The 17,569-nt window shown below is 65.3% G+C and carries 15 protein-coding genes and 1 tRNA gene; 6 read left to right on the top strand and 10 right to left on the bottom strand.

Annotated elements, in window-relative coordinates; genetic code table 11:
• Positions 1–10: 10 nt before the first annotated feature.
• The 5 genes from OPU67_RS08925 to OPU67_RS08905 form a co-directional block, all read right to left on the bottom strand.
• Positions 11–1,486, bottom strand: coding sequence for a S10 family peptidase (locus OPU67_RS08925; RefSeq protein ID WP_267619185.1), 1,476 nt, complete (start codon positions 1,484–1,486; stop codon positions 11–13).
• Complete coding sequence (locus tag OPU67_RS08920) at positions 1,483–3,495, bottom strand: M1 family metallopeptidase (RefSeq protein WP_267619184.1); 2,013 nt, start codon at positions 3,493–3,495, stop codon at positions 1,483–1,485. Before OPU67_RS08920 ends, OPU67_RS08925 begins: the two co-directional genes overlap by 4 nt.
• A 70-nt stretch (positions 3,496–3,565) precedes the next feature.
• Positions 3,566–4,294, bottom strand: a complete 729-nt coding sequence (locus OPU67_RS08915; protein WP_267619183.1) for a hypothetical protein — start codon at positions 4,292–4,294, stop codon at positions 3,566–3,568.
• A gap of 199 nt (positions 4,295–4,493) precedes the next feature.
• A complete protein-coding gene (locus OPU67_RS08910) occupies positions 4,494–5,162 on the bottom strand; it encodes a hypothetical protein (RefSeq protein ID WP_267619182.1) in 669 nt (222 codons plus the stop codon).
• Between the two features lie 44 nt (positions 5,163–5,206).
• On the bottom strand, positions 5,207–5,881 hold the full coding sequence (locus OPU67_RS08905) for a hypothetical protein (protein WP_267619181.1): 675 nt from the start codon (positions 5,879–5,881) through the stop codon (positions 5,207–5,209).
• A 234-nt stretch (positions 5,882–6,115) separates the two neighbouring features.
• On the opposite strand from OPU67_RS08905, the gene OPU67_RS08900 reads away from it, so the two are divergent.
• Entirely contained in the window at positions 6,116–7,252 is a 1,137-nt protein-coding gene (locus OPU67_RS08900) for a helix-turn-helix transcriptional regulator (protein WP_267619180.1), read from the top strand.
• Positions 7,253–7,283: 31 nt separating this feature from the next.
• Here the strand turns inward: OPU67_RS08900 and OPU67_RS08895 are convergent, their stop codons facing one another.
• On the bottom strand, positions 7,284–8,084 hold the full coding sequence (locus tag OPU67_RS08895) for a hypothetical protein (RefSeq protein ID WP_267619179.1): 801 nt from the start codon (positions 8,082–8,084) through the stop codon (positions 7,284–7,286).
• A 306-nt stretch (positions 8,085–8,390) separates the two neighbouring features.
• Here OPU67_RS08895 and OPU67_RS08890 point away from each other — a divergent pair, with 306 nt between their 5' ends.
• From OPU67_RS08890 to OPU67_RS08870, 5 genes are all read left to right on the top strand, one after another.
• Positions 8,391–8,711, top strand: a complete 321-nt coding sequence (locus OPU67_RS08890) for a hypothetical protein (protein WP_267619178.1) — start codon at positions 8,391–8,393, stop codon at positions 8,709–8,711.
• Between the two features lie 539 nt (positions 8,712–9,250).
• On the top strand, positions 9,251–9,751 hold the full coding sequence (locus OPU67_RS08885) for a 2Fe-2S iron-sulfur cluster-binding protein (protein ID WP_267619177.1): 501 nt from the start codon (positions 9,251–9,253) through the stop codon (positions 9,749–9,751).
• Complete coding sequence (locus OPU67_RS08880) at positions 9,748–10,728, top strand: FAD binding domain-containing protein (RefSeq protein WP_267619176.1); 981 nt, start codon at positions 9,748–9,750, stop codon at positions 10,726–10,728. Before OPU67_RS08885 ends, OPU67_RS08880 begins: the two co-directional genes overlap by 4 nt.
• Positions 10,725–12,920 (top strand): xanthine dehydrogenase family protein molybdopterin-binding subunit, encoded by a 2,196-nt coding sequence (locus tag OPU67_RS08875; protein ID WP_267619175.1) that lies wholly within the window; start codon positions 10,725–10,727, stop codon positions 12,918–12,920. The genes OPU67_RS08880 and OPU67_RS08875 overlap by 4 nt, the downstream gene beginning before the upstream one ends.
• Positions 12,921–12,992: 72 nt before the next feature.
• A tRNA-Pro gene (locus OPU67_RS08870) sits at positions 12,993–13,069 on the top strand.
• A gap of 41 nt (positions 13,070–13,110) precedes the next feature.
• Here OPU67_RS08870 and OPU67_RS08865 read toward each other — a convergent pair.
• The 4 genes from OPU67_RS08865 to OPU67_RS08850 form a co-directional block, all read right to left on the bottom strand.
• Positions 13,111–13,446, bottom strand: a complete 336-nt coding sequence (locus OPU67_RS08865) for a DMT family transporter (protein WP_267619227.1) — start codon at positions 13,444–13,446, stop codon at positions 13,111–13,113.
• Positions 13,446–14,441, bottom strand: a complete 996-nt coding sequence (locus OPU67_RS08860) for an acyl-CoA thioester hydrolase/BAAT C-terminal domain-containing protein (protein ID WP_267619174.1) — start codon at positions 14,439–14,441, stop codon at positions 13,446–13,448. Before OPU67_RS08860 ends, OPU67_RS08865 begins: the two co-directional genes overlap by 1 nt.
• 3 nt (positions 14,442–14,444) lie before the next feature.
• Positions 14,445–15,269: a MerR family transcriptional regulator gene (locus OPU67_RS08855; RefSeq protein ID WP_267619173.1), complete on the bottom strand. Its 825-nt coding sequence runs from the start codon at positions 15,267–15,269 to the stop codon at positions 14,445–14,447.
• A 97-nt stretch (positions 15,270–15,366) separates the two neighbouring features.
• A complete protein-coding gene (locus OPU67_RS08850; RefSeq protein WP_267619172.1) occupies positions 15,367–17,568 on the bottom strand; it encodes a TonB-dependent receptor in 2,202 nt (733 codons plus the stop codon).
• Position 17,569 lies beyond the last annotated feature (1 nt).

Below are 17,569 nucleotides of genomic sequence, written 5' to 3'. Positions count from 1 at the left end.
CAGATTGCCTTCAATTCCCCGACGCTGCCGATGAGGTCAGCACGTTCTCGCTCCCCTCGAAGAACCCGCGCACGTCCTTCGTGAACTCCGCGCGGCTGGCGCTGCGCAGGTAGAACATGTGCCCGCCGTCATAATTGCCGAAGAACAATCGCTTGCGCGCATCCGGCCCGAGCACGGATTGTTCGAGCACGTAGCGGGTGAGGAAATAGTTGGTCACGAGGTCGTGATAGCCGTGCAACACGAGCACCTTCAGATCGTGGTTCTGCGCCAGCGCCACTGCAAGATCGTCGGGGCTGCCGAGCGGGGACACGCGGTCCCACGCCATGTTAACCTCGAAGCTCAGCGGGATGTAGGGCCGCTCGGTGACATAGCCCAAGTCCTTGGCGACATAGTCCATGAAGGGCGGCAGCAGCGCGCCGCTGAGGATGGTGAGCGATCGGTCCATCACTCCCAGTTCCTCGCTTTCCGGGGTCGGATTGTCGCTCGCCTGGGTTCCGTCATAGGTGTCGAGCACCTTGCCCCTTGATGCGAGAAGGCTGACGGCGAAGACGCTTTGCGACAGCTTGCCGCGATGGCGGGCGACCACGCCGGGCTCGATCCCGATGGTGCCGGCAACCTTGGCGTAGAAGGCCTGCTGCTGCTCCGGGGTCATGCGGCCGAGTGTCTCAAGCCCCTGCGAATATTCGCCGATGGCATAATCCTCGATCCGCTTCATCGCCTCCGGACCGCTGCCGATGGTGTTCAGCCCGTGGAAAGACGCAATCGCGGCCTGCGTCGGGAGCAGCGTCATCGGCTGGATCACCGAATAGCGCGTGTCGGTGAGTTCGACATTGAGCGCGGGCGAGATCAGGATCGCGCGGTTCAGGTTGATCGCATATTGTTCGGCCAGCAGCCGGGTCAGCGCAGCGACCCGCTGGCCGCCATAGCTCTCGCCTGCAATCGCCTTGGGCGAGCCCCACCGCTGGTGCTTCGTCAGCCACTGGCGGATGAACAGCGCGATGGAATCAAGATCACCCCCAACCGAGTAATAGGGCTTGGGATCGCGCAGCGCGCCGTCGGGGCCGGGCAGGGTGCGGCTGTAGCCGGTGCCGACCGGATCGATGAACACTAGGTCGGTGAAGTGGATCCAGCTGTCCGGATTGGCGGTGAGGCGCGCGGGCGAGGATGGGAAGCTCCCGTCGCCCGCCGTCGCCACGGTCATCGGGCCGATGGCGGAGAGGTGGAGATAGATGCTTGCCCCGCCCGGCCCGCCGTTGAAGACGAAGGTGACGGGCCGCGTGGACGGATCGGCACCCTTGAGCGTGTAGGCGATGTGGAAGATCTCGGCCTCGGGCCGTTCGGGATCGGTGCCGATGGGCATCATCGCCGCCTCGGCCTTGTAGTCCGGCAGAGCCTTGGCCAGCGCCGGTTGCGCGGTCGCTGCAAGGCACATCATCAGCGTGCCGAGCAGCGAAAGCAGGGCGCGCCTTGTCCAATTAGGTTTCATTGCGCCGCCTTCCATGTGTTGTCGGCCGGGACGAAATCGACGAACAGGCCGGTGTCGAGGGTCACGCTTTGCAGCGCCTTGCCGCCGGCCACCTGCACTTCGGCTTCGCGCGGGGTGTCGCGCCAGACGTAGGGGGTGCGATGCACCCGCTCGGTCGAGCCGTCGGCATAGGCTAGCACGACATCGAACGGCAGCGCCATGCCGCCGGGGTTGCGCACGGTGACGGTGTGGTCATCGGCCCCGCTCGTCACCCCTGCAATGGCGATATCCATGTAATTGTAGCCAAAAAACCAGTTGGCGAAGAACCAGTCATGGTCGCGCTCCGTGGCCGCGTTGAAGCTGGCGAACATGTCCCACGGCAGCGGGCGCTTGCCGGCCCAGCGGGTCATGAACAGGTGCAGGCCCTTCTTGAAGGCGTCGTCGCCCATCAAATCCTTGAGCGCGAGGAAACCGAGCGAGGCCTTGCCATACTGGTTGAACCCGAACACCGGGCTCATCCCGTAAAGTGAATCATGCGGGGTGATGATCGGGATTTCGTTGCCCGAAGTCGGCGCAGGCCAGCCCGGCCGGGTCACGCGGAAATCCTTGTACAGCGCGTCGGCCGTCTCGCCTCCCAGAACCTTGCGGTTGCGCAGATATTCGAAGGTGGTGGTCCAGCCTTCGTCCATGAAGGGATAGCGCTTTTCGTTGATACCCATGAAGAACGGGAACCACGAATGCAGGATCTCGTGCGCGCCAACAAAGGCGGTGAACTGGTCGACCGAAACGCCTGCGGGCGGCGTGCTGCCGAGGTTGGAACTGTCATTGACCATCATCGGATATTCCTCGTCCGCGCTGCCGAGGACGATGGTGGTCTTGGGATAGGGATAGGGCACGCCGGGCCATTCGGTCGAACCGAAGGCCAGCGTCTCGCGCGCTTCCTCGACGCTGTTGGTGAAATCGGTCGCCGAGGGCGCATAGGCCGCCTCGACCGCGGTGCGCCGCCCGGTAGCCGGATCGACAACCACGCTCGACGCCTGCCAGCGATAGTGGTTCGATATGGCGATGGCGAAATCCGGGACGCTTTTGGCCTGCCAGCGCCATTGCAGCCGCTCTGCGCGGGCGGTGATGCGTCCGGCCGCCATGTCTTCTGGCTCGGCCAGCGTCACCACCTCATCGCTGGTGCGGCTGGCCTTGAGCCTGGCGGCGATGGCGGGTTGCAACACCGCGTCAGGATTGCCCAGTTCGCCGGTCGCCCACACCACAAAGTCGCGCGGCGCATCCACCGACACGTCGAAATCGGCAAAATCATTGTTGAATTCGCGCCCCGTGGTGAAGGGAGCGAGATCCCAGCCGCTGTGATCGGAATAGTTGCTCAGGCGCGGGAAGAAATAGGCGAGGAAATAGGTGCTCTCGTCGATCGCGCCTTCTTTCCAGCCGTGATCGGCGGTGATGTCATAAGACCAGCGCATCGTGATAGTGACGCTCGCGCCCGGCGCCAACGGCTGTTCAAGCATCACGATATGAGTGGTGCTGCCGGGCGTGTTAAAGGCTGCCACCGGGCTCTTGGGATCGTTCCACAGCGCTGGTTTGCCGTTGATCGCGAAGTCCTCGACGCTGACGCCGCTGCTGAGAAAGCCGGCCGGATAGGGACGCTCGCGCATCGCCTCGGGCTGGTGCGAATTGAGGTAGAGCCGGAACACGAGCATCGGCAGCGCATCGGGGCTGTTGTTGGTGTAGACGACCTCCTGCTCGCCGACGATGCGCCGGTCGGGCGGGGAGATGGTGAGCTTCATCGTATGGCGCGCATGGTTCTGCCAGTAGTTCGGCCCGGGCGCGCCGTCCTTGCTGCGAGTGCCGCGATCATAGGTCTGCGCGATCTCGCGCGGAACGTGAAGCTCGATATCGGGGTTGCCGTTGGCAATCGTCCACGGGCCGCTGCCGACCTCGCTCTGCGCCACAAGCGGGGCAGGAAGGGTGAGCAGCGCGGCCAATCCTGCCGCCGCCATCGGGCCTATACGCATGATCATCCTGTCAGACTCCCCCCGATGATAAGGTCCGGCCCCCGGGGCATTGCGCCCGGGAGCCGGACAGATGCGCTTAGTAGCTGCAGGTGCGGGCCGAGACGCTCTCGACCGATACGACCGAACCATTCTGCGAATGCAGGATCACGCACTGGTTCGATTCCGCACGCCACATGGTGATGTAACGGCCGTCGTCGGTCTTCTTGTTATCCCGCACGTTGAAGCCGCGCTGGATGAGTTCACTGATCGCCGACTGACGCTCGCGCCCATATACATCGTTGACGTTCACGTAGCCCGCGTACCCGCCGTGGCTGCCATGGTTGCCCGGCCGATAGCTCGATTCATGGCCGCGCTCGCGAACGCCCTCCTCGAAGCCGTGGCTGTAGGCGTCGGTGCGGCTGTAATTGTGATAGGCGTGGTTATAGAGACCGTCGCGGTAGCCGCGCTCGAATTCTGCCGTGCTGCGCTCGTCCTGATATTTGTCGTCGCGGTGGTGCGACTTGCTGGCGAGTGCAGCAATGCCGAGGATCGCCGCTGCGCCGATCGCGATCGCCGCAGTCTTGTCGCCGCTGCCGCCCTTCTGGTTGCAGTCCGAAGCGCTGGTGGTGGTGATCGTCTCGAAGCGACCATCATAGGTCACCACACGCAAGCATTCCTTGCTACGCCCGTTCCAGTAGTAGTTGAACTTGCGGTTGTTCTTGGTGGAGCCGGTGACGTAGTGGTAACCGCGATCTTCCAGCTCGTTCTCGCCGCCGGCGGCCTTGGTGCCGACCAGATCGCGCACCGAACCGGGTGTGTTTGCCATCGCTGGCACGGCCTGAACCATCATCGCGCTGGCCGCCAGCAGGGCGGTCATCCGTGTTGCAGTTGGCTTCATGTTGTCTTCCTCCTCGAATTCCCCGGTGATTGTCTGCGGGTGACAACCTTGCGATGCGCGTGGACAATGCTGGCGGTTCGGCGCGCCAGTTGCCGCGCGGCCTTTCGCTGCGGACCAGCAACAGGGCTCACGGGTTCACTGCGATGATCGCCAGCGCGATCACAACGAATACGATGGCGGTGACCAGCGTCATCGCCAGCGTCGCGGCCCAGCACCGCCACATCGGCAGGCCCAGCTTGGTGCGCAGCCACCACGCCTGCTGGCGCAGATACCATCCGATCCCCGATAGCAGCAGCACGCTCGAGATCAGGTCGGCATAGGCGAGCGGCAGATGGCGCAGCGCCTGCGCCAACCCGACGATCATCGACACCGGCGCGGCGACAAAGCACTGAGAGAAGAACGGGGCGCGCAGCGTGTCGCGGTCGAGCGGCTGGCTGAGCCCGCGCAGCAGTCGCAGCGAGAAAGCCAGCGGGAACAGGCTGAAGATCAGCACCCGGAAGGCCAGCAAATTCTGCGAATCGCGCAGGAACGACGGCAAGACCGAAGTGTCGAGCGAACCCGGCACCGCCCGTTCCGCCAGATAGCTCAGCGTCACGCAGAGCATCAGGAACAGCGGCGGGCTGAGCGTGTCGTTGTACTGCTCTGACAGGACATCGCCGAGTTCGGTATCGGCATAGTCCATCATCCGCTGAGGATAGCGCAAGGTGAGCCACAAGGTCTTCGGGAAGAAGACCAGCATGACGATCACCTCGTAAAGCAACTCCTCGAGCGACTTGAAGAGCCTCATGAAATCCATTGGGATCTATCCGCGTGTCCATGAGCTGCGCATCCCCGCCCCGCTCATCCGCCCATCACGAAAGCATCGGGTATTTCGTAAGTCTCCGTGCCGATCTTGGCGGTGGTGATGTCGCCCTTCTTTTGTGAACTGATCGCCATCGCAGCGGTGCCATCGGCCTCGGCGGTCGAGAATGACAGGAAACTGCCATCGGGATTGAAGAAGATGACGCGTTGGGTCCCGTCGGCGAGTTTCACCTCGACGGTAATCCCCCCGGTCTCGCCGCTGCGGATCACGCCCGCATCGCACATGCCAGCCGCCGCGCCCTTGTAACCGGAGCAGGAAATCTGCGCGGTCGCATTGTAACCGGTGCCCGCGACCAGCGCATCGCCGTCGGCAGGAGCGGCTGCGGGATTACTAGGAACCGAAACCAGAAACACCCCGTCGACCGTGCCGAGGAATCGGCCGCCCAGTTTGTCCGCATCCTCGCGCGAAGGGCAGCCGACCAAAGCCGCGCTGTCATCGAGCATGTCAATCGTAGCTGCGGACTCGCCGATCCGGCGGCATGAAGCGCCCGCAGTGGGGAAACCATCGCCGACCACGGTCAGGCTGGCGGGCCAAGTAAAGGCACTTGCGCCATCAGTTGCAGTCGCATCTGGCGCGCCGGTCGCCGCACCGTTGCAGCCAGCGACCAGAGCCGCCACCGCTGCCGCAGCCAGAATTCTTATCATTGTACCCATAGCCTGATCCCCCGATCGCAAGCGGAGAAAAAGGCCATCGCCAGTCGGCCCTGCCGACAAACAGGGGCCCCCGCTCCCTCTTACCTGCACTTTGCGCCAGAGCCTTAGGAGTGGCTATCGTCATTCGCTGCCAAGCTTTTGGCAAATCGCGCCAATCCGATCACTGTGCAAGCGACGTCGGTGCATGTATCCTTGTGGTTTCTTGCGGTCCGGCCGCCTCGGCAGGGCACTGGGGTGATCATCGTTATGCTTGACCAAGGGGACCGGAGGTTATTCCAACCTCCTTCCGAGAAGACATTCGGCATGGACCGGACTGGGCGAGCCGACGCTGAGTTTGCCATAAGCAAGCTTGGCGACAAGGCCGCGAAGCTCGTCCTGGCGGCACCCTTGATGCACTTCGGGCAATGGCTCGGCTGGCCCGACGAGCTATTCGAGGGGACGTCACTAACCGAAACGGGCTCACTGCCTGCGAAAATTTCTCTGGCCGATGCCCTCATTTTCGTCGGAAATGTGATCGACCGCGATGATAGCTTCGCGCTGGTTGAACGCTTGCTGTTTTCGCAGCGCCCGGTGTTAGGCACCACTTGGGTGCTGGCGCTGCTCCATGCGCCCAATCTGGGCCTTGTGATGCAAGTGCTGGTGCGGGCAATGGTGGCGCAAAATCCTTTCCTGATCGTCCACTACCACGAAGAGGAAGAGACCTCGCAGATCACTTTCGAGCCAGCCTGGTCGATGGGGCCGCTTTTCCGGTTTGTCGCCATCGGCGCGATCGCACTGGTCTACCGCGCGGTCGAAAGCATCGAGGCCGGGAACCCGGCCGAGATGGCGCTGGCGACACAGTTGCACGATGTTCCCAAGGCACAGTCGCTGCTTGCGCGATTCCGGTGCCGGATCGAACCAGCCAAGGAGATGGAAACTCTGCGATGGCCGAAGCATTGGAGCCTAGTGGCCAATCCGTACCATGACCCGCTGATGTGGTCGATGGCTCAGGCAAAGATGCTGGAGATTGAATACGACACAGGCGATCCGGAAATAATTCACAAAGTGCGAGGTTTTATCGTCGACATGCTCCAGAACGAACAGCGCGTGCCACGTATCAAGCAGGTAGCGGCGCATCTGGGTATCTCCATTCGCTCGGTGGTACGCCAGTTGGCCCGGAACGACATGAGCTTTCACAGACTGGTCGAAGACGAGCGCAAGGCAAGGGCTATCGCTGTTATTGCCGATCCGTCGATTTCGCTGGCTGAAGCGGCGCAAAGATTGGGCTTCGGCGACGTTTCCACCTTCGGCCGCTGGGTAAAGAAATGCTTTGGGGATACACCCAATAATCTGCGCAAATCGCGGTCGAGTCGCGCCGCGATGCACCGCTGATCAGGGGGAACAGAACCACAATGCGGCCTGTTCAACCTTGGCAATCCTCGGGGGTCAACAAGATCAGCCAGCGCTTGAAAGCCGCGCTGTCCTCGTAGCGTCCGGCACCTTCGTATTGCACCGGCGGCAAGCCGAGCTGCGCCATGTCTTCAAGCGAGAAACCCCAGCCAAGCTGGTCCCCGGTCAATCGACCGTCAAAGCGGGGGCCTACGCCGCAAACCGCGAAGGTGTCGCTCGCCAGCCCGATCCGCTCGTAGAGCGCAGCCTCCTCTGCAATCAGCGCTTCGGTTGCGGGCACGGCCTCATCGAGAAAGGCCTCGATGTCGGCAGCCTTGCCGTCCGGGCCAACGGCATCCCTGGCTTGCGGGGAGACCATCTCGCGCAGGTGGTCACGCAAAGTCACACCCTTTTCGGCTGCGACAATGGCAAAGCCCCGATCATTGCCATGCCATCCCAGAAAGGCGTCCTGGCGAATGGTGATGCTGGCAGCGGCCGGCGCGATGAAGTTCGCGCAGGATGAAAAACAGCCTGTCTCGATGGTCAGGTGGGGCTTCAGGTCGGCAATGATCGAACCGATGAAGATGCCAGCCTTTGTGTCACCGCCCCCGGAGTTGACAAGCATCTTGGTGACTTGCCCGCGCGGCAATGTGCGGACCGCATCACTCAGCGCCTGCAACCCATTTGCGTTGATCCCGCCGATGTAGATCAAGGTGTCGCCTTCGATCCGCACGTGGGGGTTGGGATCGGTCGACGGCTTCCCAGCCGCGTCCTCAGCCAAAACCGGGGCAGCACCAAACATGAACAGGACCATGAGCGAGACAAGTTTCATCATAAATCCTTCCCATAGAATTTGGCACTGGCTTCCAATACTGAAGCTCGATCTACAATGCTAGGCACGGTTTTACGTCCTATGCTTTTGGCCGATCCGATTAAGCTAACCAATTACCGGGGGGCAGCGGCAAATCGTGTTGCTTTGACCGTTACCTCAAGTTTCGGGAACGCGTAGATAGCTCCTATAGCGTGGGATGAGAGAGCAATGCTGACAAGCAGCTACGGGGTATCCGATCGGCGGATTTTTTCAGAAGCGGACGTCCACCCTTGTTGCACCGAACGACCGGGTCGGGAGGCGACGCATTACTTGGCTCCGATCAACGTCAGCTATCGTGTTCTGTCACCTCAAAGCGGCCATTCGCCTTCCCACCCAGTTGCAGTCATCAGCGGGGCCGAGGGTGAAGCCCGAAAGCCGCAAGGCGGCTTTCGGCGGAAACAGACGTTCACTGCTCTGATCAGGAACGACTGGGTCTGGGTCGAAGATCGCCGTTTACCCACCATGACGCGCAAAATCTTCTGCTACAAACGATGCTACAAACTCGGCATCAGCTTGAAAAATAAGTATATGATTTTGTTCAATCTCTTCATTGAGGGCCAGTATCCCTCCGTCTCCGCCACCGGCGCCTAAAGCCACTCGGTCTCTTTGCGATGCAGGTGCCAGCAGCGAGGGCGAGAACCGGAACAAGTTAGCGCCTGAAACCGATAGGTAGCGTTATCGTCAAACGGAACGGAGAGAGCTGGAAAGCTGCTCATGCGAAAATCCCATGCAACCGGTTGCACCGACCGCCAAGCTACCAGTTGTTCCTCTTGGACGAGCGCCCGCACTTTGGCGAATACCGGCACAACGGGTCATACTAGCGAGTGATTACCTGCTCTCAGGAAGAGGGCTTGCACGTGACACAAGGATGTGACACTTAGGGCAACGCAGTTCGGCCTAACACGTTGATTTTCCAAGGCACCCGTGTGGCCGGGAGGTTTTCCTGCCGGGCCCACCGGAGGGCGGGCGAGCGCGGCGGGCGGCACGATGTGCCTCCCGGCCGCCAGCTGGCGCCGAGCGGCGCAAAACCGCCTTGCGCTCCGCCAGAACGTGATCGATGTTAGGGCTGAAGAAGAAGATGCTCGTCAGCGTCCCGGCAGCGCACGCTTCCTGCACGAGGACGAGACACGATGGCCATTTCGATCAACGGACAGGACTACCCGCTGCCCGCCGACCCGCGGACGAGCCTGCTCGATTTTCTCCGCCGCGAGGCTGGGCTGACGGGCACCAAGAAGGGCTGCGACCATGGCCAGTGCGGGGCTTGCACGGTGCTGGTGGGCGGGGTGCGGATCAATTCCTGCCTGTCGCTAGCGGTGACCCACGAGGGCGACGAGGTGACCACCATCGAGGGTCTCGGCACCCTCGCCGCGCCGGGGGCGATGCAGGCGGCCTTCGTCGCGCATGACGGCTTCCAGTGCGGCTATTGCACGCCGGGGCAGATCTGCTCGGCGACCGCGATGCTCCAGGAGATCGCCGCCGGCTGGCCGAGCGACGCGACCGAGGACCTCGATGCCGCCCCCGCTCTCACCGACGCGGAGATCCGCGAGCGGATGAGCGGCAACCTGTGCCGCTGCGGGGCCTATCCCAACATCGTCGCGGCGATCCGCGACGTGGCGGGAGCGGAGGCATGAGGCCGTTCGACTATCAGCGGGCCGAGCGGTTCGAACACGCGGCGCAACTCGTGGGGGAGGACGGCACCCGCCTGCTCGCCGGGGGCACCAATCTCATCGACCTGATGAAGCTTCAGGTGGAGACGCCGCAAACATTGGTGGACATCGGCCGCCTGTCGCTCGGCACCATTGCCGAGGAGGGAGATGGCCTCAGGATCGGCGCGCTGGCCACCAACACCGCCACCGCCGTCGATCCGCGGGTGCGGCGCGACTACCCGGTGCTCGCCCGCGCGATCCTGGCCGGCGCAACCCAGCAGCTGCGCAACAAGGCGACCACCGCGGGCAACCTGTGCCAGCGCACCCGCTGCTACAACTTCACCAACATCGACCAGCCCTGCAACAAGCGCGAGCCGGGCTCGGGCTGCGGCGCGATCAAGGGTATCGCGCGCCTTCACGCGGTGCTCGGCACGAGCGACCAGTGCATCGCGACCTATCCCGGCGACATGGCGGTGGCGCTCGCGGCGCTCGATGCGCGCGTGGAGATCAGCGGCGAGCGCCGCAGCCGCTCGGTGCGGTTGCGCGACTTCCACCGCCTGCCGGGCGACACACCGTGGCGCGACAACGTGCTCGACGCTGGCGAGGTCATCACCGCTGTCACCCTCCCCGCGCCCGTCGGCGGCATCCAGCTCTACCGCAAGGTGCGCGAGCGCTCCTCCTATGCCTTCGCGCTGGTCTCCGTCGCAGCGGTGATCGGCATCGAGGAGAACCGCTTCACCCGCGCCGACCTCGCTTTCGGGGGCCTTGCGCACAAGCCGTGGCACGATCCGCGCCTTGCCGAGCTGCTGGTCGGGAGCGAACCCTCGCTCGCACTGTTCGACAAGGCCGCCGACCTGCTGCTCGAGGACGCGCGCGGCTACGGCGAGAACGATTTCAAGATCCCGCTGGCGCGCCGGACGCTCGCCGCGGTGCTTTGCGAAGCGACCGGAGTGGAGCCATGAGCGTGCATCTGAAGCAGGACAAGCCCGACACGCGCAATGTGCTCGACACCATGGCGCAGGGCGTCATCGGCGCCGACCTGCCCCGGCCCGAGGGGCTGATAAAGGTCACCGGCACCGCCATCTACGCTGCCGAATACCGGGCGGACGGGATGCTCGAGGGCGTGCTCGTCACCGCGCCCGTGGTGCGCGGCGAGATCGCGTCGATCAACGAGGCTTCGGTGCTGGGAATGCCCGGCGTCCGCGCGGTGATCTCCGACAAACGCATGACCGGCCGCCCGGCGCAGGGCACGGCGGGCGAGGCCCCGTTCCAGCCCGCGCGCGAGGTCTGCTACTGGGGCCAGCCGGTCGCGCTGGTGGTGGCCGAGACCTTCGAACAGGCGCGCGACGCGGCCAAGCGCCTCGCTCTCGACTGGCACGGCACCGGGGACGCCCCGCTCGATCCCGAAGCCGCCGAGACCGAGAAGGACGAGAGCACCCGCAAGGGCGATCTCGCCCACGCGATGGCCGAGGCCGCGCACACGGTGGACGTCACCATCACCACCGAAGGCCATGCCTCCGCCGCGATGGAGCCGCACGCGGCGCTCGCGCAGTGGGACGGCAGGACGCTCACAGTCCACGCCTCGCTCCAGATGCTCAAGTACAACCGCGCGGAACTGGCGGATTCGCTGAAGCTCGAGGAGGAGCAGGTGCGCCTCGTCTCGCCCTATGTCGGCGGCGGGTTCGGCTCGAAGCTGGGGATCAGCCAGGAGGTGGTCGCCGCCTCGCTTGCCGCCATGCAGCTGGGGCGTCCGGTGCGGGTGGTGATGAGCCGCCAGCAGGTCTTCCAGACGATCATGCGCCGCTCCGAAACCCGCCAGCGCATCCGCCTCGCCGCGGATGCAGAGGGTAGGCTCACCGGCTTCGGCCACGAGGCGCTGGTCTCCAACCTCCCCGGCGAGGACTTCGCCGAGCCGGTGCTGCAATCGAGCCAGTTCCTCTACGGCGGCGACAATCGCCTTCTGAAGCTGGACCTCGCGCGCATCCACCGCATGACCGCCGGATCGGTGCGCGCGCCGGGCGAGGCAGTGGGGGTCCAGACCGTCGAGCAGGCGATGGACATCCTTGCCGAAAAGCTCGGCATGGACCCCATCGCGCTGCGCCTGCGCAACCTCCCCGACGCGCATCCCGCCAAGGGCACCCCTTTCAGCTCGCGCAAGCTCGCCGAGTGCCTGGAGGAAGGCGCCAAGGCGTTCGGCTGGGAGCCGCGCCCGCGCGCGCCCCGCCACACCCGCGAAGGCGAATGGTGGATCGGCACGGGCGTGGCGAGCGCCGCGCGGGTCCACGCCGTCGTCGAGGCCAAGGCCCGCGTCACCCTGCGCCCCGACCGCACCGCGCTGGTCGAGACTGACATGACCGACATCGGCACCGGCACCTACACGATCCTCGGCCAGATTGCGGGCGAGATGCTGGGGCTGATGCCAGACGACATCGATGTGCGCCTCGGCGACACCGACTTCCCGCCGGGCTCGGGCTCGGGGGGAAGCTGGGGCGCACCGTCGTGCGGATCGGCGGTGTTCCTCGCCTGCGAGGGCCTGCGCAAGGATATCGCCCGGCGGCTCGACATCGGCACGGACGACCTCACCCTCAAGGACGGCTTAGCGCGCTGGGACGGCGGGGAGACGGCGCTTGCCGACATCCTCGGGGGCGAGCCGCTCGATTGCATCGGGCACTTCGAGCCCGGCTCGTCCATCGAGGACGCCACCGTCTCGAGCTTCGGCGCCTTCTTCGCCGAGGTCGCGGTCAATCGCTGGACCGGCGAGACCCGCGTGCGGCGCATGACCGGAGCCTTCGGCATCGGCCGAGTGCTGAGCGCACGCACCGCCCGCTCGCAGTGCCTCGGCGGCATGACCTGGTGCATCGGCAATGCGCTCACCGAAAGCCTGATGTTCGATCCCGTCGACGGCCATCTCGCCAATTGCGATCTTGCCGAATACCACGTGCCGGTCCACCGCGACGTCCCTGCTCTCGAAGTGCTGCTGCTGGAAGAGCGCGACGCGGCGGCCAGCCCGATCCAGGCCAAGGGCGTGGGCGAGCTCGGCCTGTGCGGCGGAGCAGGCGCGATCGCCAATGCGATCTACGACGCCTGCGGCGCACGGGTCTTCGCCTACCCCATGACGCCCGACCGGGTCATCGCGGCGATGCCGGATATCTGACGGCGCGCCGCAGCAGCAGGCAGTTTCGGGGCTTGCGCCGCCACGGCTGCAAACCTAAGGCGGCCCTCGGTCCGGGGAGTGGCGCAGTCCGGTAGCGCGCTTGCTTTGGGAGCAAGATGTCGCAGGTTCGAATCCTGTCTCCCCGACCACTTTTCTCCCAAAGCGCCCAAGGCCTTTCACGGATGGAGCCTCAGGCCGCCACGCGGACTGTCAAATTGAGGCCGATGGCGCCAATCAGGATGAGTGCCATGAAACCGGCCTGCGCCAAGGTCAGGCTTTGGCGAAACACGATCCAGCCGATCGCCGCGATGGCAACGATCCCGACCCCCGACCAGACTGCATAGGCGACCCCCATCGGAATGCGGGTCATGGCGAAGGCTAGCAGCCAGAAGCACATACCGTACCCCGCCATCGCCGCCACGCCATAACCCCAGCGGGTCATGCCCTGCGAGGCATTGAGCAGGCTGGTCGAGGCCACCTCGAGCGCGATGGCGCCCAGCAGCATTGCCCATGGGTTGATCGTCATCACCGCTTCTCCTTGATCGTGCGAGGGGCCAGCGCCTGTTTCAGGAAGGCGATGGTGCGCGGCCAGCCATCGGCGCGGGCTGCGACGTTGCCTTCCTTGGTGCCGCCGAACATCGTGATCATCGTCGGCACGTCCTGACCGGCGGGCAGTTGCGGCCCCACCCCGAAATGACCGGCATCGGGATAAGCGAGCAAGGTCGTCGCCAGTTGGCTCGCAGCCTCGTCCCGGCGCGCCTTGATCGCGCGTGCCATGGGGCAGGAGGGCCACAGCTTGTCGTCCTCGCCGCACAGCAGCAGCACCGGGGCGGCGATCCGTTCGACCGGTATGGCTGCCTCGGGGTGCTGTGCCGCCTCGGCCAGCGACGGGCCGTAGATGTCGCCGTTCCATTCCACTGTCCTGATCGGCAGGTAGGGAACGGGCTTGCCGCTCTCGCTCCAGCTCGAAGCGTTGACGGGGGCAAAGCTCCAGTCGAAGCCCTGCCAGGCCACCTGCGAGGGCACGGCGGCGACGATGGCGCGCAGATCGCCCCGGCGGCTCGCCACCAGGAGTGCAGCCTCGGCCCCTTTGGAGGTGCCCATGATCGCGAGCCGCGCCGGATCGACCTCGTCCCGGGTCTTCAGCCAGTCGAGCGCGCGGGTGAAGGTTTCCAGCGGGACCAGCTCGAAGCGCTGCGGCTGGCCGGGCAGGCGGTAATAGGCCAGCGCCAGCACCGTGAAGCCCTCCCTCGCCAGCAGGCGCGCCTGCCCGTCGACCGCAGCGCCGAGGCCGCCTTCCGAACCGCCGAGCAGCAGGATGGCAGGACGCCTGCCCTCGCCCGAGCCGGGGTAGAAATTGCCGACCAGTTCCGGCAGGCGGATCGCGGTGCCGCCCGCGCCGGGGTCGACGAGTTCGATGGGCGGCCCCCAGGGCTGCGCGGCAAGCCACGCCCCGCCGGCGGTCAGCAGAGCCGCGCCGAGGCCAAGTGCAATGGCGGCCCGTTTCCATGCCTTGCGCATCGCTCAGCCCTCCTGCCTGGCGGGGCCCGCAAACCATGCCGGCAAGGGCCCGATGTCCTCGCCCCGCACCATCGCGGCCCGGGTCGCGGCCGTGATGAACTCCCACACCCGGCTGCTGAAACCCGGATCGACCTTGCCTTCCCAGCGGGCCATGTCCGCATACATCCGGCCGGTGCCTTCCCACATCGCGGGGGTGGCGTTGCGGCTGAAGGGTTCGAGCAGCGCGAACCACTCACGCACGAAGCCGAGCGCGGCCTCGCTGTCCGGCTCGAGGGGCAGCGCCGCCTCGATCCGGGCGCTGAGTTCGCGCCAATGTTCCAGATAGGCCTCCTGGCTGAACTCGGGCGCATCGGCCATGCGCTCGCGCCATTCGGCCTGCTCTTCGGGGGTGTAGTATTGGTCCGCCACCTCCTGCCAGGCCCTGGTCTGGTCGGTCATGAGTTTCTCTCCGTCACGAATGAGCGAGCAGAGCGTCGCGGCATCGAGCGGCTCGCCTCGGCCGATGCGGGACAATGCGGTATCGATGAGGCCGATGGCATCGGCGATCTCCTCGGCCTGTTCGGCGAGGCGCCTGCGCTGCGCACCCAGCAGGGCGGCCAGGTCGATCGGCTTGCGATCGAAAAGGCGCTTGATGTCGCCGAGGCTCAGCCCTGCCTTCTTCAGGGCGACGATGCGCTGGATCCGTTCGAGCTCCTCGGGCCCGAACCAGCGCCGCCCCGCCCCTGTGCGCAGCGGCGTGATGAGCCCGCGCGCCTCGTAGAACCGCAAGGCGCGCGAGGTCAGGCCCGTCCGGCGGACGACTTCATCGATGGGGAACGAATCATTCATGCCCCCGGTGTAGCGGTTGACGCAGGGTCAACTTCAAGAGCCCTTATCGGGCGTCGGACGAAAGGCCCGCCGCGCATACGGCGCGGCTGCGCAGCGCCTAGAAGGCAACCCTTGCCTGAAGGGTGAAGCTGCGCAGCGGATCGGGGACGTGGACGCGGTCGTTGGGTCCGAGGCCCACCGGGAAGGTCGGGAAGATCAGCGCGGAGGTGCGTTCCTCGAAGAGATTGCGCACCAGCAGCGCCACCTCCCATCCCCGTCCCACGCTGCCGAGGCCGGCGCGGATGTCGGTCTTGGAGAAGGCCGGCTGCACCTCGAGCGGATTGGCGAACTCGCGGTAGTTGACGTCCGACTGGAAGTTCAGCGTGGCATTGGCGAAGGCCCGCAGCCGCTCGGTCACCGGCCGGTCGAAATCGACGGCGATGTTGCCGCTCCACTCGGGCGCGTTCTCGAGCCGCGAGCCGCTGCGATCCTCGACGCAGCCGGGCGCGTTGAAGGCCGGATTGCTGGCCGCGCAGGGCCCGTTGCGGAAGCTGGTGTACTTCGCATCGAGATAGGCGACCGCTGCCGACAGGGTGAGGCCCTCGGCGGGAGAGAAGCCGCCTTCGATCTCGACCCCCCGCGTGCGGGCGCCCGCGGCATTGGAGGTGATGAACTCGGCGGTGTTGATGTCGAGCGCGGAGCGTTGCAGGTCCTTGTAATCGGTGGTGTAGGCGATGACGTTGAAGAAGCCCCTGATCTCGGGGAACTGCGTCTTGAGGCCGACTTCGAACAGGTCCGAGGTTTCCGGCCGCAGGAAGAAGGTGCGCGGCGTCACGTTCTGGAATTCGGAGAAGGCCCCGCCTTTCTCGCCGCGCGCATAGCGGACATAGGCGGTCACGTCGCGGCTCGGCGTCCAGTTGAGCACTGCCGAGGGCGCGAAGGTGCTCTCGTCGATTTCGCCCCTCAGCAGGTTGAGCGGAATCACCTGGTTGGGGGTGGTGGGCGGTCCGGGGAGGAAGTTGGTGGTGGTCCCCTCGACCTCGCCGGTCTTGTCGATCCGCGTCCAGCGCAGCCCGGCGCCGAGCGAGAACTGCTCCGCGAAGCGCCAATTGGCCTGCGCGAAGGCGGACAGCACGGTGGTTTCCTGGTCGAAGCGGCGGCGGATGATCCGGTCGGGCACGCGCGGGGCGGGTAGATCGAACGTCTGGCCGCGCCTGACGAGAGATTCGCTCCATTCGAAATAGGCGCCGACCACGTAGTCGAAGGCGCCCGTGGTGGGCGACAGCAGCCTGATCTCCTGCGACCACTGGTTGAACGTCTCGGCATTGTCCGACACCAGCCGGGTCGGCGTGCGCCCCTGAATGTTGAAGGCCTGCGCGAAGTCGTAGCCCGAATAGCCGGTGATCGCGGTCAGCGTGTGATTGCCGAGCCCGACGTCGATTTGCAGGACGCCGTTCAGCGCCTCGGCGTTGTCGCCCTCGGGGATGAAGGCGTCGTCGGTGTCCTTGCGGTAGTCGGGACGCTGGCCGCCGGCGACAAACTCGAAGGGCGAGCCGGTAAGGTCGACCCGCGAATATTCAAGCTTGCCGAAGATATCGACATTGTCGCGCGGCTGCCACAGCAGCGACACGCGCCCGACGAACTGGTCGGTCTGCGGCTCGACCCGGTTCAGCCTGGTGTTGCGCAGCCAGCCATTGTCCTCGGCGTAACGGGCGGCGATGCGGATCGACAGGGTGTCGGTGATCGGTCCGTTGACGACCGCCGTCGCATTGGCGCTGTTGGTGCGGAACTCGTATTCGGCGAAGGCATCGACCAGCACCTCCTGCGAGGGGCGCGCGGTGGTGATCGCGATCGCGCCTGCCCCGGTGTTGCGGCCGAACAGCGCGCCCTGCGGCCCGCGCAGCACCTCGAGCCGCTCGATATCGAGGAAGGGCTGGTTGTACTGGCGGTTGCGCCCGCCGTAGATGCCGTCGACGAAAAGCGCGACCGATTGCTCGAAGGAGAAGCTGTTGCCGGTGGTGCCGATGCCGCGGATGACGATCTGCTTGTTGGCGGGCGTGTCGTTGATGAACAGGTTGGGGACGCGCGCTGCGATATCGTTGAAGTCGTTGAGGCCGGCATTCTGAAGCTCGGCGCCTTTCTTGGCGATGATCGAGATCGGGACGTCGATCAGGCGCTGGTCGCGCTTCTGGGCGGTGACGATGATCTCGTTGCCCTGCGCACTGGCCGTGTCGGCCTCCGGCGCCTGGTCGGGCGCCTGCTGGGCGAAGGCGGAGGTGCCGACCATCAGGCTGGTGACGAAAAGTGAGGTGCGCAGCATC

The sequence above is a fragment of the Erythrobacter sp. WG genome, assembly GCF_026586795.1.
Lineage (GTDB): Bacteria > Pseudomonadota > Alphaproteobacteria > Sphingomonadales > Sphingomonadaceae > Erythrobacter.
The sequence above is the reverse complement of the archived record's forward strand: the minus strand, read 5'-3'. Positions and strand labels throughout refer to the sequence as shown.